The 18,823-nt window shown below is 67.1% G+C and carries 16 protein-coding genes; 10 read left to right on the forward strand and 6 right to left on the reverse strand.

From position 1 onward, the window contains the following. Positions 1-205 precede the first annotated feature (205 nt). Together ACP7BH_RS10195 and ACP7BH_RS10200 are read right to left on the reverse strand one after the other, a co-directional pair. On the reverse strand, positions 206-631 hold the full coding sequence (locus ACP7BH_RS10195; protein WP_425984847.1) for a CBS domain-containing protein: 426 nt from the start codon (positions 629-631) through the stop codon (positions 206-208). 94 nt (positions 632-725) lie between these two features. Then, entirely contained in the window at positions 726-1,409 is a 684-nt protein-coding gene (locus ACP7BH_RS10200; RefSeq protein ID WP_425984850.1) for a rhomboid family intramembrane serine protease, read from the reverse strand. 118 nt (positions 1,410-1,527) lie between these two features. Here ACP7BH_RS10200 and hfaA point away from each other — a divergent pair, with 118 nt between their 5' ends. The 4 genes from hfaA to ACP7BH_RS10220 all read left to right on the forward strand — a co-directional run bounded on the left by hfaA (position 1,528) and on the right by ACP7BH_RS10220 (position 7,166). Next, positions 1,528-1,968: a holdfast anchoring protein HfaA gene (gene hfaA, locus ACP7BH_RS10205; protein WP_425984852.1), complete on the forward strand. Its 441-nt coding sequence runs from the start codon at positions 1,528-1,530 to the stop codon at positions 1,966-1,968. After that, positions 1,965-2,981, forward strand: coding sequence for a holdfast anchoring protein HfaB (gene hfaB, locus ACP7BH_RS10210; RefSeq protein WP_425984855.1), 1,017 nt, complete (start codon positions 1,965-1,967; stop codon positions 2,979-2,981). Before hfaA ends, hfaB begins: the two co-directional genes overlap by 4 nt. Further along, entirely contained in the window at positions 2,908-4,167 is a 1,260-nt protein-coding gene (hfaD, locus tag ACP7BH_RS10215; RefSeq protein WP_425984857.1) for a holdfast anchor protein HfaD, read from the forward strand. The genes hfaB and hfaD overlap by 74 nt, the downstream gene beginning before the upstream one ends. A gap of 110 nt (positions 4,168-4,277) precedes the next feature. Beyond that, the gene (locus tag ACP7BH_RS10220) at positions 4,278-7,166 is read left to right on the forward strand and encodes a M16 family metallopeptidase (RefSeq protein WP_425984860.1); all 2,889 of its coding nucleotides are present in this window, start codon (positions 4,278-4,280) and stop codon (positions 7,164-7,166) included. 129 nt (positions 7,167-7,295) lie between these two features. Here ACP7BH_RS10220 and ACP7BH_RS10225 read toward each other — a convergent pair whose 3' ends face one another. Beyond that, a complete protein-coding gene (locus ACP7BH_RS10225; RefSeq protein WP_425984862.1) occupies positions 7,296-8,213 on the reverse strand; it encodes a hypothetical protein in 918 nt (305 codons plus the stop codon). Positions 8,214-8,514: 301 nt separating this feature from the next. On the opposite strand from ACP7BH_RS10225, the gene ileS reads away from it, so the two are divergent. From ileS to ACP7BH_RS10250, 5 genes are all read left to right on the forward strand, one after another. After that, a complete protein-coding gene (gene ileS, locus ACP7BH_RS10230; RefSeq protein ID WP_425984863.1) occupies positions 8,515-11,436 on the forward strand; it encodes an isoleucine--tRNA ligase in 2,922 nt (973 codons plus the stop codon). 936 nt (positions 11,437-12,372) lie between these two features. Then, complete coding sequence (locus ACP7BH_RS10235; protein WP_425984865.1) at positions 12,373-13,626, forward strand: cation:proton antiporter; 1,254 nt, start codon at positions 12,373-12,375, stop codon at positions 13,624-13,626. A 40-nt stretch (positions 13,627-13,666) separates the two neighbouring features. Continuing rightward, positions 13,667-13,867: a DUF2093 domain-containing protein gene (locus ACP7BH_RS10240; RefSeq protein ID WP_409714099.1), complete on the forward strand. Its 201-nt coding sequence runs from the start codon at positions 13,667-13,669 to the stop codon at positions 13,865-13,867. Next, complete coding sequence (locus ACP7BH_RS10245; protein WP_425984867.1) at positions 13,864-14,721, forward strand: M23 family metallopeptidase; 858 nt, start codon at positions 13,864-13,866, stop codon at positions 14,719-14,721. The genes ACP7BH_RS10240 and ACP7BH_RS10245 overlap by 4 nt, the downstream gene beginning before the upstream one ends. Positions 14,722-14,787: 66 nt before the next feature. Continuing rightward, entirely contained in the window at positions 14,788-15,294 is a 507-nt protein-coding gene (locus ACP7BH_RS10250; protein ID WP_425984869.1) for a response regulator, read from the forward strand. Here the strand turns inward: ACP7BH_RS10250 and ACP7BH_RS10255 are convergent. After that, positions 15,240-16,220 carry a lysophospholipid acyltransferase family protein gene (locus ACP7BH_RS10255; protein ID WP_425984871.1) on the reverse strand — a complete coding sequence of 327 codons (981 nt, stop codon included), beginning with the start codon at positions 16,218-16,220 and terminating at the stop codon, positions 15,240-15,242. The two genes, ACP7BH_RS10250 and ACP7BH_RS10255, sit on opposite strands and share 55 nt — an antisense overlap. After that, positions 16,210-16,980, reverse strand: a complete 771-nt coding sequence (locus ACP7BH_RS10260; RefSeq protein ID WP_425984873.1) for an SDR family NAD(P)-dependent oxidoreductase — start codon at positions 16,978-16,980, stop codon at positions 16,210-16,212. The genes ACP7BH_RS10255 and ACP7BH_RS10260 overlap by 11 nt, the downstream gene beginning before the upstream one ends. A gap of 109 nt (positions 16,981-17,089) precedes the next feature. Here ACP7BH_RS10260 and ACP7BH_RS10265 point away from each other — a divergent pair, with 109 nt between their 5' ends. Next, positions 17,090-18,364, forward strand: coding sequence for an EAL domain-containing protein (locus ACP7BH_RS10265; RefSeq protein ID WP_425984875.1), 1,275 nt, complete (start codon positions 17,090-17,092; stop codon positions 18,362-18,364). A gap of 61 nt (positions 18,365-18,425) precedes the next feature. Here the strand turns inward: ACP7BH_RS10265 and ACP7BH_RS10270 are convergent, their stop codons facing one another. Then, positions 18,426-18,731: a hypothetical protein gene (locus ACP7BH_RS10270; RefSeq protein ID WP_425987059.1), complete on the reverse strand. Its 306-nt coding sequence runs from the start codon at positions 18,729-18,731 to the stop codon at positions 18,426-18,428. Positions 18,732-18,823: the final 92 nt, after the last annotated feature.

An 18,823-nucleotide genomic window follows, 5' to 3' on the forward strand; every position in this document is an offset into this window, starting at 1 on the left:
AGTGAAACCAACCGATGAAAGCAAGAAGTTTTTCGCTTCTGTCTTCCGTGAAACCGTGAGGATCAAGACCCCCGCAGCCCCGTCGGCCAGCCCGTTTCCGAGCGAGGCGGCTCTATACGGACCACCCGTTTTGTCAGCAAGCGGATTCTGACAAGACCGCGAAACTTTCTCAAAGAGTCACGGTCGATGATCATGACCAGCAGCATCAGCCCGCTATGTAAGTGCGCAAGCTCGCCGCCTCCTCAGCGTGCTCGGCGATCTGACATTTCACCACGTCGCCGATGGAGATGACGCCGACCAGCCGCTGGGCCTGCATAACCGGCAGATGTCGGATACGCCTATCGGTCATGCGGGTCATCAGGGCCGACATCTCCTCGCCGGGTTCGGCGAAGATCACCTTGGCGGTCATGTAGTCGGCGACCGGGCGATCCAGAGCCTTGGCGCCATCGGCGGCCAGGGCCTTGACCACGTCCCGTTCGGAGAAGACGCCGACGACATGGTCGCCGTCACAGATGACCAGCGCTCCAACCCGTTTCTGCTCCAGCTCCGCGCAGGCCTGCGTCACCGTCAGGTCGGGCGTGATGGAGAAGACGGCGTTTCCCTTGGTCTTGAGGATTTCGGCGACGAACATCGCGGCTCCTTCTCTCTATAGAAGAGACGACCGCAGGGCCGGAATGGCGACAGGGCCGCTCGGGAACCGATGATTGCTCAGCACACGCCAGGAATCAAACGCCGCCGATGGATTTCGACGCGACGCCCTTGCCGAACAGCCGACCCAGCGGCCCGATCGCCAGGAAGCCGACGACGAAACCGATGGCATGGGCCTCCCAAGCGATGCTCGCGCCCTCGACGCCCGGCGCATAGCCAATCAAGCCGGTCACCGCATTGATCGCCATCCAGGCGAGAGCTGCTGTCACCACGCGACGGTCGGTCATGGGCAGCACCCTGCCCTGCCCTCCAAGCAGCCGCGTCGCCGCCCCGATCAGGCCGAACACCGCGCCCGATGCTCCCACCATTGGCTCGGTCGAGCCCCAGTGGATCAGCCCATAGCCCAGCGCGGCCAGCACGCCGCACGCCACATAGAAGAGCAGAAAGACCGTCGGCCCGATCTTGTCCCCGAACAGCCGCGCCACCGGCGTTCCGAACGCCAGCGCCGCGACCGCATTCATGATGGCATGGGCCCAGCCGCCGTGAAGCAGCATGGCCGTCAGCAATCCGCCCCAGCGTCCCTGCTCCAGATCGATCGGCGCGAAGGCCATGCTCATGCCCCTGTCGGGCAGATCGCGCTGGAAGAAGAACAGCGTCGGCATCGACAGTACGATCAGCAGCACGACCAGCGGCACGTTGAACGCGGGTTCTCTGACGGGCTGGCTGTTCTGCGGGTCGAATCGACCGGGTGCGTCTGACATCGCGCACAAATGCTCAGTGACCCTCATCACATCAAGCGCTTCTTAATAACCTTAATGCAGGTTGGGGTGCGGATCTCCCCTGGGATCCGCCGTTCGTTTGCGCGCGAGGAACCCTGTAATGCCCGCCAAGAGGCTGTTTCTATCCACCGCCGTCATGGCTCTCGCCGCTGCGGCGAGCCTGCCGGCTGCGGCCCAGTCCACCGGATCCGGCAGCGCGTCGCGCTTCCAGCAGGGTTACGGCGGCGCGCGTTCGGCCGCCAGCACGGCGACCACAGGCTATACCCGCGACGCCAAGGGCAATCGCCTGATCGTCAACGGCATCATCCAGTCAGGCGCCTCCTCCTATTCCAGCCAGTCTGGCGGCGTCGCCTCGGCCTATGCTGGCGCGGGCTCGTCCAGCAACGGCGGCACGACCATCGGCGGCTCCACCGCCATCGGCAATCAGCTGAACGTGGTGGTCCAGGGCAGCCGCAACACCGTCATCGTCAACTCGACCCAGACCAACACCGGCGCCATCAACGCCGGCACGGCCCTGAACGGGAACATCGACCTGCCATGAGCCGCCGTCATCTCATCAAGGGGTCCGCCGCCGTGTCGGCCGTCGCCCTTCTCCTCGCCGGCTGCGTCAGCCCGGTCGCGGGTCCGTCGGGTCAGTATGCGACGCCGATCGGCAATGCGCCGGTGACGGCCAACCCCACCCCCTATTCCGCCGCGCTCTATTGCCTGGCCGACTACGCCCGTCGCTATAACCTGCCCTCGCCGCGCATGGCCGTGGGCCGGATCAGCGACTACACCGGCACGGTCTCTTCGGACGGCGGCCGTCAGATCACCGGCGGCGCCTCTCTGATGGCCAACTCGGCCCTGGCCAAGGCCGGCGCCCGCATCGTCGAACGCTACGACACCTCGGTGTCCGAGCTTGAGCTGCGCTACGCCAACAACAAGCTGATCGGCGACCAGGCTCCCGAAGCCCAAGGCCCCGAGGACACCCAGTATCGCCGCATCCTGGCCGGCCAGGTGCCCGGCTCGGACTTCTATGTCGTCGGCGGCATCACCGAGGTGAACTACAACATCCGCTCCGGCGGCTTCGACATCGCCGGCGGCGAGGTCGACAGCAACCGCCCGGGTTCGGGCATCGTCAACCACCGCGTCTATGTGATGAACATCGCCATGGACCTGCGCCTCGTCCAGACGACCACGCTCGAAGTCGTCGATGTCGTCTCCTATCAGAAGCAGATCATCGGCCGCGAGATTTCGGCCGGCGTGTTCGACTTCCTGAACGGCAACGTCTTCGACATCTCGGCCGGCACGGGCGGGATGGAACCGACGCAGCTGGCCGTCCGCGCCCTGGTCGAACGGGCCACGGTCGAGTTCATGGCCAACCTCTATGGCGCGCCCGGCCCCGAAATCTGCCTCAACCCCGCCAACGATCCGCTCGGCGATTCCACCGTCGGTCCGACCGGCGGCTATTATCCGGCCTACCCCACTCAGGACACCAACAATGGCCAGACACGCGCCGATCCGTCTCGCTGGCATGATGGCCGCGACGGCGACGTTCGCCGCACTCGCCACTGAAGCGAGCGCGCAACAGACGCCGGCCTGCGATCCGCAAGCCGGCGAAGCCTGTTCCAGCACCCAGACCCAGTCCGGCGACGTCACCGGCCTGGTGGACATCGACCTGTCCGTCGATCAGGTGACCGTCAGCACCAGCGCCCAGGGCAATTCGCTCGCGGGCGGGGTGACGGCCGCCTCCGCCGGTCTGGTCTCGCGCCAGACGATGACCGGCTCCGCCGTGGCGACCAGCAACGTCGTCGTTAACGGCGAGGCCGACGGTCAGCTCAGCGTCGAAACCACCGCGCGCGGCAACTATCTGGGCGTCACCACCAACGGCGCGACCTTCGCCGTCGATGCGACCCAGTCCGCGACCGGCGACCGCGTCCAGGCCGGAACCTATGTCCAGGCGCCGGGCGGGCGCGTGTTGCAGGGCGGCTTCGCGACCAGCACGGCCGTCGCCAACACCGTCGCCATGGGCGGTCCCTCCTCCTCCCTGACGGGCGTGATCGACCAGACGGCCCAGACCACCGTCTTCGCCGAGACCGTCGCCGACGTTCAGTACATCCCCGCGCCCGCCAACTTCTCGTCCCAGGCCGTCGCCAATGCGGTCCAGACCAACACGACCGGCGCCTCGCACCAGGACCTGGCCATCCGCCAGTCCAACGGCCCTTCGACGACCGAGGCCCGCACCGACGTCTATGTCGACAACGCCTGGGACCTGACGGTCGGCGCTAACGCCGGCGCCAACCAGGCCATCACGGCCAACGCCGGCGGCTCCATGCTGATCGCGACGGACCAGACCAACGCCGGCCGCGTTCGCGCCGACGCCCGCGTCCAGACCAATCTTCAGGGCCAGACGGTGCTGCGCGCCCGCAGCGTCGCCAACGAGACCGTCGCCGGCAACAACGACATCTATCTGAAGCTGGACAACACCCAACTGAACTCCGGCGGGGTCGAGGCCAACGCTGCCTATGTCGGCGTCAACGGCTATGACGCCTATGTCGGGGCCGACGCGGTCGGCAATGCGGTGACGGGCTACGCCTGTTCCCAGTGCGGCGGCGACGTCAACATCACCAACAACCAGACCAACAGCGGCAATGTCACCGCCACGACCAGCGCCACGGTCGCCTCCGGCCGCACTGCCGTCGTCGGCGCCAACGCCGTCGGCAACACCGCCAGCTTCTACATCAGCCGCCCGGGGGGCTGACCCAAACATGACAAGTCGGTAAGGTTCGTCGGTCCAGCTTGCCGGGAAGGCAAGCTCACTTTACACATCCGGGATCGCGCCATCGGGGGTTGCGGTTTCGGAGTGATACCATGCGTTCTGCGCGTCATCTGCTGCTCGTCGCCGTCTCGGGACTGGCCCTTACCACCGGGGCCTTAACCGCCCCTGCTCTCGCCCAGACCGCAGCGCCCACCGCCGCAGCAGCCGGCCAGGTCGCGCCGTCCGCCCCCTGGGCCCAGGCCGCCAGCGACATTCCCGCCGATCCCGCCGTCCGTTACGGCCTGCTGCCCAACGGCATGCGCTACGCCCTGCTGCACAATGCGACGCCTCCGGGCCAGGCGTCGTTCCGCCTGCGCATCGACGCCGGTTCGTTGATGGAGCGCGACGACCAGAAGGGTCTGGCCCACTTCATGGAGCACATGGCCTTCAACGGCACCAAGGAGGTGCCGGAAAACGAGATGCTGCGCATCCTGGAGCGCCTGGGCCTGGCCTTCGGCGCCGACACCAACGCCTTCACCAGCTTCGATCAGACCGCCTATATGCTGGAGCTGCCGAACACCAAGGACGAGACGGTCGATCCCAGCCTGCACATCCTGCGCGAGATGATGTCGGCGGCCCTGATGGCGCCGGACGCCATCGACGCCGAGCGCGGCGTCATCGTCGGCGAGGAACGCACCCGTGACACGCCGCAGCTACGCGTGCTGAAGACCCAGCTGGGTCTGCTGGCGCCCGGCCAGCGCCTGTCCGAACGCCTGCCGATCGGCGACCTCGACATCATCCGCAACGCCCCGCGCCAACGATTCGTCGACTTCTACGACGCCTATTATCGCCCCTCGCGCGCCACCTTCATCGCCGTGGGCGACTTCGACGTGGACGCCATGGAGGCCAAAGTCCGCGCGGCCTTCGCCGACTGGAAACCCACCGCCGCCGATGGCCCGGAACCCGATCTCGGAACTGTCGCCGCGCGTGAACCCCAGACCAGCATCCTGGTCGAACCGGGCATCCAGTCCTCGATCCAACTGAACTGGATCAAGAACCCCGACCTGGACCCCGACACGGTCGCCGAACGCGCCGCCGACATCCGTCGCGGCCTGGGTCTGGCCGTGCTGAACCGTCGCCTGGGCGAGATTGCCCGCGCCGACAACCCACCCTTCATCGGCGCCGGCGCCGGCTATCAGTCGCTGTTCGACAGCCTGGACGCCGGCACCCTGTCGGTCGCCTTCAATCCCGGCGGCTGGCAGCGCGCGCTTGAGACCGTCGAACAGGAAAGCCGTCGCCTAGCCGAATACGGCGTGACCGACGCCGAGCTTCAGCGCGAGATCGTCAACACCCGCACCGCCCTTCAGAACGCCGCAGCCTCGGCGGCGACCCGTTCGACGCCCGCCCTGGCCACCGGCCTGCTCGGCGCCGTCAACGACGATCAGGTGTTCAGCGCGCCCCAGACCAATCTCGACATCTTCGACAAGGCCGTCGAGGGCCTGACCGTCGATCAGGTCAATCAGGCGACCAAGGCCGTGTTCGAGGGCCAGGGCCCGCTGGTGCTGTTCAGCTCGCCGGTCCCGGTCGAGGGCGGCGAAGCGGCTGTCACGGCCGCGCTGGAGGCCTCGCGCAACACCCCGATCCAAGCCCGCGCCGTCGAGGCCGAGCTGAAATGGCCCTATGACAACTTCGGCGCCCCCGCCGTCCCGGCCTCGCGCACCGAGATCGCCGACCTGGGCGCCACCCTGGTCCGCTTCCCGAACGGCACCCTGCTGAACATCAAGAAGACCGACTTCCGCGCTGAACAGATCCTGGTCAGCGCCCGGACCGGCATCGGCGAACTCGGCCTGCCGTCCGATACGCTGTCGCCTCTGTCGATGGCCAGCACGGTCCTGACGCCGGGCGGCCTGGGCAAGCTCAGCCTGGACGAAATCAACCGCGTCCTCAGCGGCCGCACCTACAGCGCCTCGGTCAACCAGGCCGGCGACGCCTATATCTTCTCGGGCGCGACCAAACCCGCCGACCTGCAACTGGAGCTTCAGGTTCTGGCCGCCTATCTGACCGATCCCGGCCTGCGCGCCGCGCCGTTCGAACAGACCAAGGCCATGTTCCCACAGATCCTGGCCCAGCTGGGCGCCACGCCGCGCGGCGTGTTCCAGCGTGACGCCTCGGGCCTGCTGGCCGGCGGCGATGCGCGTGAGGTGACCCCGACGGCCGAACAGGTCGCCGCGATCCAGATCGACGACGTCCGCAACGGCGTCCGCTCGGCCCTGGCCCAGGGTCCGGTCGAGATCACCGTCGTCGGCGATGTGGACATCGACGCCGTCATCGCCGCCGTCGGCTCGACCTTCGGCGCCCTGCCCGCGCGCGGCGCCGAACCGACCCCGCCCGCCGGCTCGACCGAGCGCAAATTCGCCGCCCCCGTCGCCACGCCGGTCCAGCTGTATCACACGGGTCCGGCCGAACAGGCGCTGGGCTTCGTCGGCTGGCCGACCACCGACCAGATCGCCGATCGCAAGACCGCACGCCAGCTGTCGATCCTGTCGGACGTCCTGCAACTGCGCCTGAACGACGAGATTCGCGAAAAGCAGGGCCTGGCCTATTCGCCCAGCGCCGGCTCGACCGCCTCGGACGTCTATCCGGGCTACGGTTTCATCTCGGTGACGGCGGAAACCCCGCCCGCCGCCCTGCCCAAGCTGTTCGAGACGGTGGACGCCATCGCCGCCGACCTGCGCGACAACCCGGTCAGCGACGATGAGCTGAACCGCGCCCGCCGCCCGGCCGTCGAACGCCTGCGCCGCAGCATGGCCGACAACGGCTACTGGATGACCCAGCTGGCCGAGGCCCAGTCCAACCCGGCCACGCTGGACCAGACCCGCAACCAGGTCGCCACCCTGGAAGCCGTCACCGCCGCCGACCTTCAGACCCTGGCCCGCCAGTATCTGAAGCCCGACGCCGCCTGGCGCGCCACCGTCACGGCCCAGGCTGCAGCGGCTCAATAAGCGACCAAGAAAAAGGCCCCGGTTCTCGCGAACCGGGGCCAGTCGTCAGGATCGTCGACGGAGAGCCGACAGTCCTCTTGTCTCACGCACCGCCTGATCGGCGGCTGAACGCGCCTGTTAGGCCGCCGTTCAGAACACCCGGCCGCCGACGCCGCCGTCCAAGGTGATGACCCCGGTCAGCACGGTCGCGCTCTCGACCTGTTCCTCGCGGTATTCGGTGTATTCCTCTTCGCGATACATCGTCAGGATCTTCACCCCGGCGCCGTAGCGACGCAGCAGCGACCGCTCGTTGCAGTCGCGCTCGGGCTTCTCGGGACGGCATTCCAGCTTGCCGCCGGGGCCGTACCACAGCGCCTCATGCTTACGGCAGGTCAGGGTCGTGCCGTGGTCGAAGCTGATGTCGCCGTTATAATCCGCGATGGTCGCCTGCAGCCATGTGCCCGACAGGCAGCGATAAAGCTCGCCCTCGAATCCGTCCGCGATCTCGCGATCCGGCCGCACCTGCGAGGCAGGGTGCGGCACCTGGCGGGCGTCGATGCAGACTGCCTGGATGACGACCCGTTTCATCATGCTGCGGAAGGCGGTGTAGGGGGTGCGCACGGTCTGGGCGATCATGCCCTCGACGGCCAGGCCCTGGATCGTGGTCGGATAGGGCTGATCGACGCTGACATAGGCCGCGCCGCCGCCCCCGCCGTAGCTGCCCGAAAACCCGCCGGCCCGCGCATTCAGGTAAGACCGTGCGCCAGAGTTAGCGTTGGCGTTGGCGCCCGCGTTCGCATTGGCGCTCGCGCCAAGGTTCACGTTCACATTGACGTTGGTGTTGATGTTGCCGTTCCAGTTGCCGCCGCCGCCGCCGCCGCCACCACCGGGACCGCAGTTTCCACCCCCGCCGCACGGGGGCGGCTCGGGCGGAGGCGGCGGCTCGCACGAGGTGCAAGGCGGCGGCTCGCAGCCTGATGTGCATTGCGCCAGCGCCGCGCCGGCGCCCGCCGAGACGGCGAGACCGGCCGCCAGGCCCAGCATCCATTTCGTGATCCGCAGCCGCATCGGCGGGAACTCCCAAACGTAGATTTCGTGTCGACTGGGCAAGACGCCGGCCGATCCTGCATTCACCAAAACGACAAAAGCCTTTCGTTTCCGTTGATGACGCCTGCGCTTCGGGATGGCGCAATGCCGCATCCGTCTGCTAGACCGCCCGCATAATGACCGTCCGCGTCTCCATTCGCCTGATTTCGATTAGCCGCCCGGCGTAGCGCTTCTGGGCCGCTTGGCCCCGTGCACGCCGGGACGTCCGCCCATCAGGGCGAAAGAGAACAGCGAACGACAAATCTAGACGCCGAGACGACACATGGCCGACGCCACCGAATCCAAAGACACCCCTGCCGGCCGCGACTATCGCGACACCGTCTTCCTGCCCGAGACGCCCTTCCCCATGCGCGGCGGCCTGCCCCAGAAGGAGCCGGTCATCCTGGAACAGTGGGGCGACCTCTATGGAACCCTGCGCGCCGAGCGGCAGAAGCAAAACGCCCCCCTCTATGTGCTGCACGACGGCCCGCCCTACGCCAACGGCGACATCCACATCGGCCACGCGTTGAACAAAACGCTGAAGGATTTCGTGGTCCGCAGCCGGTTCCTGCTGGGCTATGACGTCGATTATGTTCCCGGCTGGGACTGCCACGGCCTGCCGATCGAATGGAAGATCGAGGAACAGTTCCGCGCCAAGGGCCGCCGCAAGGACGAAGTGTCCAAGGACGAGTTCCGCGCCGCCTGCCGCGAATACGCCGGCAAATACATCGATCTGCAACGCGACCAGTTCAAACGCCTGGGCATCACCGGCGATTTCGCCAACCGCTACGCCACCATGGACTTCACGTCCGAGGCGGCCATCGTCGCCGAGTTCCACAAGTTCAAGAACTCGGGCCAGTTGTATCGCGGCTCCAAGCCCGTCATGTGGTCGCCGGTCGAGCGCACCGCCCTGGCCGACGCCGAGATCGAATACCACGATCACGTCTCCCCCACGATCTGGGTCAAGTTCCCGGTCACCGGCGCGTCGGACGACCATCCCGACGACCTGCTGGCCTTCCGCACCAGCACCCCGTCCATCGTCATCTGGACGACGACGCCCTGGACCATCCCGGCCAACCGGGCCATCAGCTACGGCCCCGAGATCGCCTATGGCCTGTATGAGGTCACGGCGATGGAAGAGGGTCTGGAGTTCGCGCCCTGGGCCAAGCCGGGCGACCGACTAATCGTCGCCGACAAGCTGGCGGAAGACGTGTTCAAGGCCGCCAAGATCGCCGCCTGGACCCGCATCTACGACATCAATCCGTCGGGCCTGGAATGCGCCCACCCCCTGGCCGCGCTGGACAGCGGCTATGGCTTCTCGGTGCCTTTGCTGGCCGGCGACCATGTCACCGACGACGCGGGCACGGGCTTCGTCCACACCGCGCCGGGCCACGGCGCCGACGACTTCGAGGTGTGGAAGGCTCACGGTCATCACGAGGTGCCGGACACGGTCGATCCGGACGGTGCCTATTACCCCTCCGTTCCCCTGTTCGCCGGCCTGAAAGTGCTGGAGACCGAGGGCAAGAAGACCGGCAAGTTCGGTCCCGCCAACGGCGCGGTGATGGAGAAGCTGATCGAGGCCGGAAACCTGCTGGCGCGCGGCCGGCTGGAACACTCCTATCCGCACTCCTGGCGGTCCAAGGCGCCGATCATCTTCCGCAATACGCCCCAGTGGTTCATCCGCATGGACGAGTCCCTGGCCTCGGGCGACAGCCTGCGCGAGACGGCGCTGAAAGCCATCGACGACACCGCCTTCCACCCCGCCGCCGGCCGCAACCGCATCCGGTCGATGGTCGAGGGCCGTCCCGACTGGCTGGTCAGCCGCCAGCGCGCCTGGGGCACCCCCCTGGCCATGTTCATCGACAAACAGACCGGCCAGCCCCTGCATGACGCCGAGGTCGACGCCCGGATCGTTTCGGCCGTCGCCGAACACGGCGCCGACATCTGGTTCACCGCCCCGGACAGCGACTTCCTGGGCGCGCATGACCCGGCCCGGTATGAAAAGGTCGAGGACATCCTGGACGTCTGGTTCGATTCCGGTTCGACCCACGCCTTCACCCTGGACCCGCGCCTGCCCGAGCATGGCTATAAGGGCGATCGCCCGGCCCACTGGCCCGCCGACCTCTATTTGGAAGGTTCGGACCAACACCGCGGCTGGTTCCAGTCGTCCCTGCTGGAGGGCTGCGGCACCCGTGGCCGCGCCCCGTTCAAGGCGGTCCTGACCCACGGCTTCACCCTCGACGAGAAGGGTGAGAAGATGTCCAAGTCCAAAGGCAATACGACCGACCCCCTGACCATCATCAAGGAGAGCGGCGCCGACATCCTGCGTCTGTGGGTGTCGCTGGTCGACTATTCCGAGGACCAGCGGATCGGCAAACAGATCCTGCAGACCACGGTCGACGCCTATCGCAAGCTGAGGAACACCGTCCGCTATCTGCTCGGCGCCCTGTCAGACTTCGACGAGGCCGAGCGGCTGCCGCTGGATCAGATGCCGCCGCTGGAGACATTCATCCTGCATCGCCTGCATGAACTCGACGCCCATGTGCGCCAGGCCTATGCCGAATACCGCTTCCAGGACGTGGTGCGCCCGGTGCTGGAGTTCTGCTCCAACGACCTGTCGGCCCTGTATTTCGACATCCGCAAGGACGCCCTCTACTGCGACCGCCCCGACAGCCTGCGCCGTCGCGCCGCCCGCACGGTGATGGACGAGGTCTTCATGCGCCTGACCGCCTGGCTGTCGCCCCTGACGCCGTTCACGATGGAAGAAGCCTGGACGACGCGCTTCCCGGAGGCAGGGACCAACTGTGCGCGGGTGATTCCGGAGACACCGGCGGAGTGGAAGAATCCGGCAGAGGCCGAACGCTGGGCCGCGATCAACACCGTCCTCGAAGTGGTCAATGAATCTCTGGAAGCCGCCCGTCGCGAGAAGCTGATCGGCGGCGCCCTGGACGCCTGGCCTACGGTCACCACCCCGGCCTCGGCCTTCGCCCCGTTCGAAGGGCTCGACGCCGCCGAAATCTTCCGCACTTCGGGCGCCGACCTTGTCGAAGGCGAGACCATCTCCGTCACCGTCGCCACCGCCGACCACCCCAAGTGCGCCCGCTCCTGGCGCCGCGTCCCCGACGTCGGCTCCGACCCCGCCTACCCCGACCTCTCGGCCCGCGACGCTGATGCGGTTCGGTATTGGGACCAGACGCACGGCTGACGAACCCTTCTCCCCTCGGGGGAGAAGGTGGCTCGCGGAGCGAGACGGATGAGGGGGCTGTTTCCGCAGTCTCACCCTCACCGTTTCGAGGCGGACAGAAACCCTCATCCGAGGCCTCCGGCCCCACCTTCTCCCCCAAGGGGAGAAGGACGCGTGGCGGACGGTTGTCGAAGAACCGCAGGCGTCTCGCCTATTTTATAAGTCCGTCATCCTCGGCCTTGTGCCGAGAACCCACGGTAAGGCGAACTCGAACGTGGAAGAAGGCGCACAGCGGTTCATGCGCCCCGCCTGGTGACCATGCGGCCGAAGGGTGGGTCCTCGGCACAAGGCCGAGGATGACGGGTTTTGAGGGGCGTGAATTGCGCTCCAACCATCATAATGACGCTGGTCCATCCTGAACGAATCCAATCGCTTGCCGATTTATGTCCCCGTTCTCCCATCCCCCCTCCGAAACGCGCGTATTCTAAACCCGTCTCGTCGCATGGAGGGCTCGCTTGGCCTGCGACCTTGCGGCGGCGGGAGCGGATGGAGCGGGAGCGGGTCTGGAACGGCCCGCGCCGACATCGACTCATGGAGCGGTGTCGGAGGGTCGAGGGGGATACTCGATCGCACTCGGGACAGTCCTCGCAGGGGCTGCCGACCCGTCGCAGGCTTATGGGGTTAGGCGATAAGACCGCCACCGCTCGACGCCCCGAGCTTGCAGGCCAACCACCCGCGCGGAGCGTCATACCCTTCGTCGAAACGGTACTTACAAATTCACACTCCGGGCGAAGGCCCGGCGCTCCGCCCAGCCCTCCAATACCTTCGCAGCGAAAGCGCGAAGACGAAGCCGTTTTCCCGCCTCGCGCGACACTGCGTCATCTTGTCAAACCTAACCTCGCGCCCCAACTGCAAAGCCTAGCCAAAATCACACCTTCGCTCGCGACAGGAGCCCTGATGCCGCATGCCGACAGCCTGATCCTCACCCTGGTCGGCGGCTTCGTCCTCGCCTTCGTGTTCGGCATGCTGGCGCATCGGCTGAAACTGTCGCCCCTGGTCGGCTATCTGGTCGCCGGAGTCATCGTCGGTCCCTATACGGGCGGCTTCGTCGCCGACACCGAACTGGCGCCCCAACTGGCCGAGATCGGCGTCATCCTGCTGATGTTCGGGGTCGGCCTGCACTTTTCGCCCAAGGACCTGATGCAGGTCCGCAAGGTCGCCATTCCCGGCGCCCTGGTCCAGATCAGCGTCGCCACCGTGCTGGGCTGGGGTCTTGGCCGGTTCGTCCTGGGACAGGGCGACGTCGAGGCCCTGCTAATGGGCTTCGCCCTGTCGGTCGCCTCCACCGTCGTCCTGCTGCGGGCGCTGGAGGAGCGCAAACAGGTCAAGGGCGAGATCGGCCGCATCGCCGTCGGCTGGCTGATCGTCGAGGATCTGGTCATCGTCATCGCCCTGGTCATGCTGCCCATGGTGGTCATCCCCGCCGGAACCCAGACCGACCTGGGCACCCTGGGCCTGAACGTCGGCTGGACCCTGCTGAAGGTCATCCTGTTCGTCGTCGGCATGCTGGTCGTCGGCGGCAAGGTCATTCCGTGGCTCTTGATCCGCATCGCCCACACCAAGTCGCGCGAGCTCTTCACCCTGGGCGTTCTGGCCATCGCCCTGGGCATCGCCTGGCTGGCCTATTTCCTGTTCCACTCGTTTGCGCTCGGCGCCTTCCTGGCCGGTCTGGTCATGAACGCCTCGCCCCTGGGTCACAATGCGGCCGAGCGGTCGCTGCCGCTGCGCGACGCCTTCGCCGTCCTGTTCTTCGTCTCCGTCGGCATGCTGTTCGACCCGATGATCGTGGTGCGCCAGCCCTGGGCGGTCCTGGGCGTGCTGGGCATCATCATCGTCGGCAAGTCGGTCGCCGCCCTGGTCATCACCAAGACCTTCAAGCTGGATCGCCCGACCGGCTTCACCGTCGCGGCGTCGCTGGCCCAGATCGGCGAGTTCTCCTTCATCCTGGCCGCGCTCGGCGTGTCCCTGGGCGCCATGAGCCGCGAGACCCACGACCTGATCCTGGCCGCAGCCCTGCTGTCGATCTCGTTGAACCCGTTCGTCTTCCTGTTCGCCGACCGGATGGGCGGCAGGCCCAAGCCGCCCCCGCCCGGCGCGATCCGCCCCGCCGCCGCGGACGGCCCGATCACGGATGCGGTCGCCACGACCTGAACCCCTTTTCGCACCGCCCGCCGCCCGCTATCGTCCGATCATGGACATGACCGCAGCAGACCAGGCCGTTCTTCACTATGGCGACGGCGAGTTCGCGGTGCTGAAGCCCGGCCGCTTCGTGCGCTGCGCCGTGACGGACAAGCCGATCCCGCTGGAAATCCTCCGCTACTGGAGCCCGACGCGACAACAGCCCTATTTCGGACCGGCCGAATTCATCGCGGCACAGCAAGCCTCGACATGATCCCGTCGCGCCGCGCCCTGCTGATCGGCGCGGGCGCCAGCCTGATCGCCGCGCCGCTGGCGGCCCAAGATCGAAGCTCTCTTCCGCTTTCCCTGAACGGGGCCTGGCGTCAGGGCGGCTACGCCTTCGGTCGCACCACGCCGCGCGCTCTGATCTTCGTCGATGGCGAGGCCCTGACCACCGCCTCGGCCGCCGGCCTCTTCGTGATCGGCTTCGATCGCGACGCCGCCGCCAGCGTCCAGATCGAAGCCCGCGCGGATGGCCGCTCGGCCCGACGCACCCTCGACATCGCCCCCTACGCCTTCCCCTCGACCACCGTGAACGGTCTGCCGCCCTCCACCGTCGAGCCCAGCGATCCCGCCCTGCTGGCCCGCATCCAGCAGGAGATCGCCCTCAAGACCGAGGGCTTCGCCAGCCGCATCGACGACGACGATTTCAAGGACGGCTTCATATGGCCGCTGGAGAGCTATCGCGTCTCCAGCGCCTGGGGCGCCCAGCGCATCCTGAACGGCACGCCCGCCCGCCCCCACTACGGCATCGATCTCGCCGCCCCCCAGGGCAGCGTGATCCGCGCCCCCGCCGACGGCCGCATCGCCTTCGTGCGACCCGACATGCATTTCGAGGGCGGCCTGACCCTGATCGACCACGGTCAGGGCCTGATCTCCTGCTATCTGCACCAGTCGCGGCTGGATGTGCAGCAGGGCCAGCGCGTGCGGCGCGGCGATCCGCTGGGCCGCGTCGGCATGACAGGCCGCGCCACCGGCCCGCACCTGTGCTGGCGCATGAAATGGCGCGACCGCAATCTGGATCCGTCGCTGATGGTCGGCGCCTTCGCGCCGCAGACGCTGGCCTGATCAATGGCTACGCTTGCGGGACTAGGTATACCCCCTTAGCGTCCGGTCGCCATTTGTCGGGGACCGATGTTTTCTCTCAGATCGTTGAACGTCCTGCTGGTGGACGACAATCAGAACATGCGCGCCATCGCCGCCGCCGTGCTGCACTCGGCCGATATCCGCAACGTCCATGAGGCGGCCGAGGGCGCGACCGCCTTCGACCTGCTACGCCGGCACCCCATCGACCTGGCCATCGTCGACTTCAACATGTTCCCGCTGGACGGGGTCGAGTTCACCCGCCTGGTCCGCACCAGTCCCGACAGCCCCAACACCTTCCTGCCGATCATCATGATGACCGGCCATTCCGAGCGCAGCCGCGTCTATGAGGCCCGCGACGCCGGGGTGACCGAATTCATCGTCAAGCCGCTCACCGCCAAGGCCGTGCTGGACCGGATCAACGCCGTCATCATGCGTCCCCGCGCCTTCATCAAGACCGACGACTATGTGGGCCCCTGTCGCCGACGCCGCGAGACGCCGGACTACGCCGGGCCGTTCCGCCGCGCGTCAGACGCCTCCCGCTCCAACGCCGCATAGACCTTGTCGGGCCAGCGCTTGTGGACCCAGAACCAGTCCACGGGACGCTCCCTCACCCGGTCCTCCACGAAACGGTTCGCGGCCTGAATCCCCGCCAGCGTATCGGCCGCCTTGTCTTGGCTCTGGCTGACCACGATCGGTTCGTGCGCCGTCACCCGGAACCGCACGCCAGGCAGCCGCACCACCGACAGCGGCAGCATGACCGTGTCGAACTTCAGCGCCAGCCGCGCCGCACCGGGCGAGGCGTTCACCGGCTGGCCGAAGAACTCGACTTCCGGCCCCTGATTGTATTTCTGATCGACCAGCAGGGCGATGGAATCGCCGCGCTTCATCCCCGCCATCAGCTCGCGCGTCCCGTCGCCCTTGGGCGCGAACAGGCGGATGCCGTACCGTTCGCGGCTCTGGCGGATCAGGGCGTCCACATACGGATTGTTGGCGGCGCGATAGGTCACCTGGCACGGCACGCCCGAGGCCATGATCACCGCCGCCATCACCTCGAAATTGGCCAGATGGCCCGAGATCAGCACCGCCGGCCGGCCGCTGTCGCGCAAGGCGTGCAGCCGCTCCATACCGACCACCTCGACCCGCCCGCCCTCGGGCGTCAGACGGTCCATGACCGCCAGTTCGGCGAAGGTTCGCCCCGTCTGATCCCACTGGGCCAGCGCCAGCGCCTCGCGCTCGGCGGCTTCCATGTCGGGAAAGGCGATCCGCAGATTGCGCATCACCGTCTTCTGCGTGCCGGTCAGCGGCCCCAGGGTGCGCAGCAGCCAGCCGCCCAGCCCCGACGCGCCCTCGACGCCCAGCAGACGCAGGAAACCGAACAGCGCCTGGAAGGCCAAGGCCTCCAGACGCCAGATCAGATCTTGCTTTACACTCGCGGCGCGACCGTCAGTCGGGCTGCTTGAGCGCGTTTCTTCACCAGGCAATCGTCAATCCACCGTCCACCACTAGGGTCTGGCCGGTCACATAGGCCGACGCAGGGCTGCACAGATAGACCGCCGTGCCCGCGATTTCATCGGGCTGGCCGATCCTTTTCAGCGGCGCGGGCTCCGTCACCGTCTTCAGCAGCTCGGGGTTCTCCCACAGATATTTGGCGAAGTCGGTCTGCACCAGGCCCGGCGCGATGCAGTTGACCCGCACGTTCGACGGCCCCCACTCCACCGCCAGGTTCCGCACCAGCTGCATATCGGCCGCCTTGGAGATATTGTAGGCGCCGATCAGGGCGTTGCCGCGCAAACCCCCGATGGACGAGATCACCAGGATCGCCCCGTCTTTCCGCTCCACCATCTGCGGCGCGACCATCTGGATCAGCCAATGGTTCGAGATGACGTTATTCTGCAGGATCTTGTCGAACTGATCGTCGGCGATGCCCGCCATCGGCCCGGCATAGGGATTGGTCGCGGCGTTGCAGACTAGGATGTCGATCTGACCAAAGGCGGCGTTGGTTTCGTCCACCAGCCGCTGCAGGTCTTCCTTCGACGCGATATTGGCCGGCACCGCGATGGCGCGTCCCTCGCCATACTTGCCGTTGATCTCGGCGGCGACCTCGTCGCAGGGTCCGGCCTTGCGCGACGAGATGACGACCTTGGCGCCATGCTCCGCCAGCCGTTCGGCGATCGCCTTGCCGATTCCGCGCGACGATCCGGTGATGATTGCGACCTTGCCGGTCAGATCGAACAGTTCCATTGCGTTTCCCGTAGGTTTGGCGGGGATATTTGTTTTCCCGCTCTAGCCGAATGACATTGATAGCCTGATACTCGGGCGATTCCATCCGGGAGTGGCCGACCGCCAGCCGATGCGCAACGTAACAACGGGCTTTCTGTATTTCGCCTACCTGTTCCTCGGCATGACTGTGGGCGCCTTCCTGTGGCGCGCCGGCCTCGGGATCGGCGCAGGCGTGGCCGGAACGCTCGGCGCGCTGGGCCTGCTGGGCGCCTTTCACGGCATCGTCACCGGCATCGCCGAGCGCCGCGTCCTGAAGAAGGAAATCGGTCAGGTCCGCGAGGCCCACCGCCTGCTGGCCGATGCGATGGAGTCCACACAAGGGGCCCTGACCGAGCTGGCCCACGCCATCGAGAGCGGCGTCCTGTCCGACACCGACGCCCTGACCGGCGAGGTCCGCATGCTCGAATCCCTGGTCCAGCAGATGAGCGAGAGCATCGACGAACGCCTGTCGGCCGCGCCCCACATCGGCGTCGAGACCTTCGAGGGCCGTCGCGTGGCCCAGTCCAACGTCCTGCTGCGCACCATCCATGAGGCCCTCAGCGAAGGTCGCGTCGATCTGTATCTCCAGCCGGTCGTCTCCCTGCCCCAGCGCCGGACCATCTTCTACGAGAGCTTCACCCGCCTGCGGGACTCGACCGATCGGGTCATGATGCCGGCCGAGTATCTGTCCCTGGCCGAGGGCGAGGGCCTGGTGCCGGCCATCGACAACCTGCTGCTTTTCCGCTGCGCCCAGATCGTCCGCCGCCTGGCGCGCCAGGATCGCAAGGTCGGCGTCTTCTGCAACGTGGCCCTGACCTCGCTGGGCGATGAGACCTTCTTCCCGCAGTTCCTGGATTTCCTGTCCGAGAACCGCGACCTGAACCAGGCCCTGATCTTCGAGCTGGGCCAGGCCACCTTCGACGCCCGCGGCGCGGTCGAGGCCCGCAACATGGCCAAGCTAGCCGACCTCGGCTTCCGCTTCTCGCTGGACAAGGTGCAGACGTTGGATCTCGACTTCGCCGACCTGCAGCGGTCCGACGTCAAGTTCATCAAGGTCTCGGCCGACCTGATGATCGAACAACTGCTGGACCTCGACGGCGGCGCGCCCCTGCGCTCCATGCCCGACATCCAGGCCGCCGACTTCGCCGCCCTGACCCGTCGCTACGGCGTCGAGGTGATCGCCGAAAAGGTCGAGAACGAGCGCCAGGTCGTCGACATCCTGGAGCTCGATGTTGCGATGGGCCAGGGCCACCTGTTCGGCGAACCCCGCGCCATCAAGGACGAGGTCCTCGCCGAGACCGACCCCCCGGCCGAATTCCTCCGCTCCACCCTGCGCAGCGCCGAACAGCGCCGGCGGTTCAGCTAGACCTTTCGGACCTCTCCTCGTCTTGCGGAAAGCCGCCGCCGTTGCTCGACGGCGGCTTCGATCAGTTTTCGCTTGACGTCGCTTCAGAGCCGCCACGCCTCTTTCGCCCCCACCGGCGCCGGGGGTCTTCACCGTTGGCCTTGGCGGTGATTTCCTTGAGCTTGCGTCCCTGCATCGCGGACAGAGCCTGACCCGGCGCGCCCTTTTCCGGGTCGGCGAAGGCGCGGCCGTGGGTCTTCACCCGCTCGCTGACCGAGTCGATGAACTCGCCCTCCCATTCGGACAGCGAAACGCCCGCCTTCTCTGCCGAGCGGCGGGCGCGTTTCAAAGCATTCAGCGCGGCGCGTTTAGCCGCCTCGCGCTGCATCTCGAAGGGGCTGGGCGCGGACTTTTTTGAAGCGTTACCGCCCTTCGGGCTGCTTGAGCGCAGCTTGGATGCGCCATCGCCCTTGATGCCGC

This window comes from Brevundimonas sp. TWP2-1 (assembly GCF_049897645.1).
In the GTDB taxonomy this organism is placed as follows: Bacteria; Pseudomonadota; Alphaproteobacteria; order Caulobacterales; family Caulobacteraceae; genus Brevundimonas.

Coding starts and splice junctions, on each gene's coding strand:
- ACP7BH_RS10240 (WP_409714099.1), top strand. CDS start 13,667: ATGGACATGACCGCAGCAGACCAGGCCGTTCTTCACTATGGCGACGGC.
- ACP7BH_RS10195 (WP_425984847.1), bottom strand. CDS start 631: ATGTTCGTCGCCGAAATCCTCAAGACCAAGGGAAACGCCGTCTTCTCC.
- hfaA (WP_425984852.1), top strand. CDS start 1,528: ATGCCCGCCAAGAGGCTGTTTCTATCCACCGCCGTCATGGCTCTCGCC.
- hfaD (WP_425984857.1), top strand. CDS start 2,908: ATGGCCAGACACGCGCCGATCCGTCTCGCTGGCATGATGGCCGCGACG.
- ACP7BH_RS10200 (WP_425984850.1), bottom strand. CDS start 1,409: ATGTCAGACGCACCCGGTCGATTCGACCCGCAGAACAGCCAGCCCGTC.
- ACP7BH_RS10235 (WP_425984865.1), top strand. CDS start 12,373: ATGCCGCATGCCGACAGCCTGATCCTCACCCTGGTCGGCGGCTTCGTC.
- ACP7BH_RS10220 (WP_425984860.1), top strand. CDS start 4,278: ATGCGTTCTGCGCGTCATCTGCTGCTCGTCGCCGTCTCGGGACTGGCC.
- hfaB (WP_425984855.1), top strand. CDS start 1,965: ATGAGCCGCCGTCATCTCATCAAGGGGTCCGCCGCCGTGTCGGCCGTC.
- ACP7BH_RS10225 (WP_425984862.1), bottom strand. CDS start 8,213: ATGCGGCTGCGGATCACGAAATGGATGCTGGGCCTGGCGGCCGGTCTC.
- ACP7BH_RS10265 (WP_425984875.1), top strand. CDS start 17,090: ATGCGCAACGTAACAACGGGCTTTCTGTATTTCGCCTACCTGTTCCTC.
- ACP7BH_RS10270 (WP_425987059.1), bottom strand. CDS start 18,731: ATGCAGCGCGAGGCGGCTAAACGCGCCGCGCTGAATGCTTTGAAACGC.
- ACP7BH_RS10250 (WP_425984869.1), top strand. CDS start 14,788: ATGTTTTCTCTCAGATCGTTGAACGTCCTGCTGGTGGACGACAATCAG.
- ileS (WP_425984863.1), top strand. CDS start 8,515: ATGGCCGACGCCACCGAATCCAAAGACACCCCTGCCGGCCGCGACTAT.
- ACP7BH_RS10245 (WP_425984867.1), top strand. CDS start 13,864: ATGATCCCGTCGCGCCGCGCCCTGCTGATCGGCGCGGGCGCCAGCCTG.
- ACP7BH_RS10260 (WP_425984873.1), bottom strand. CDS start 16,980: ATGGAACTGTTCGATCTGACCGGCAAGGTCGCAATCATCACCGGATCG.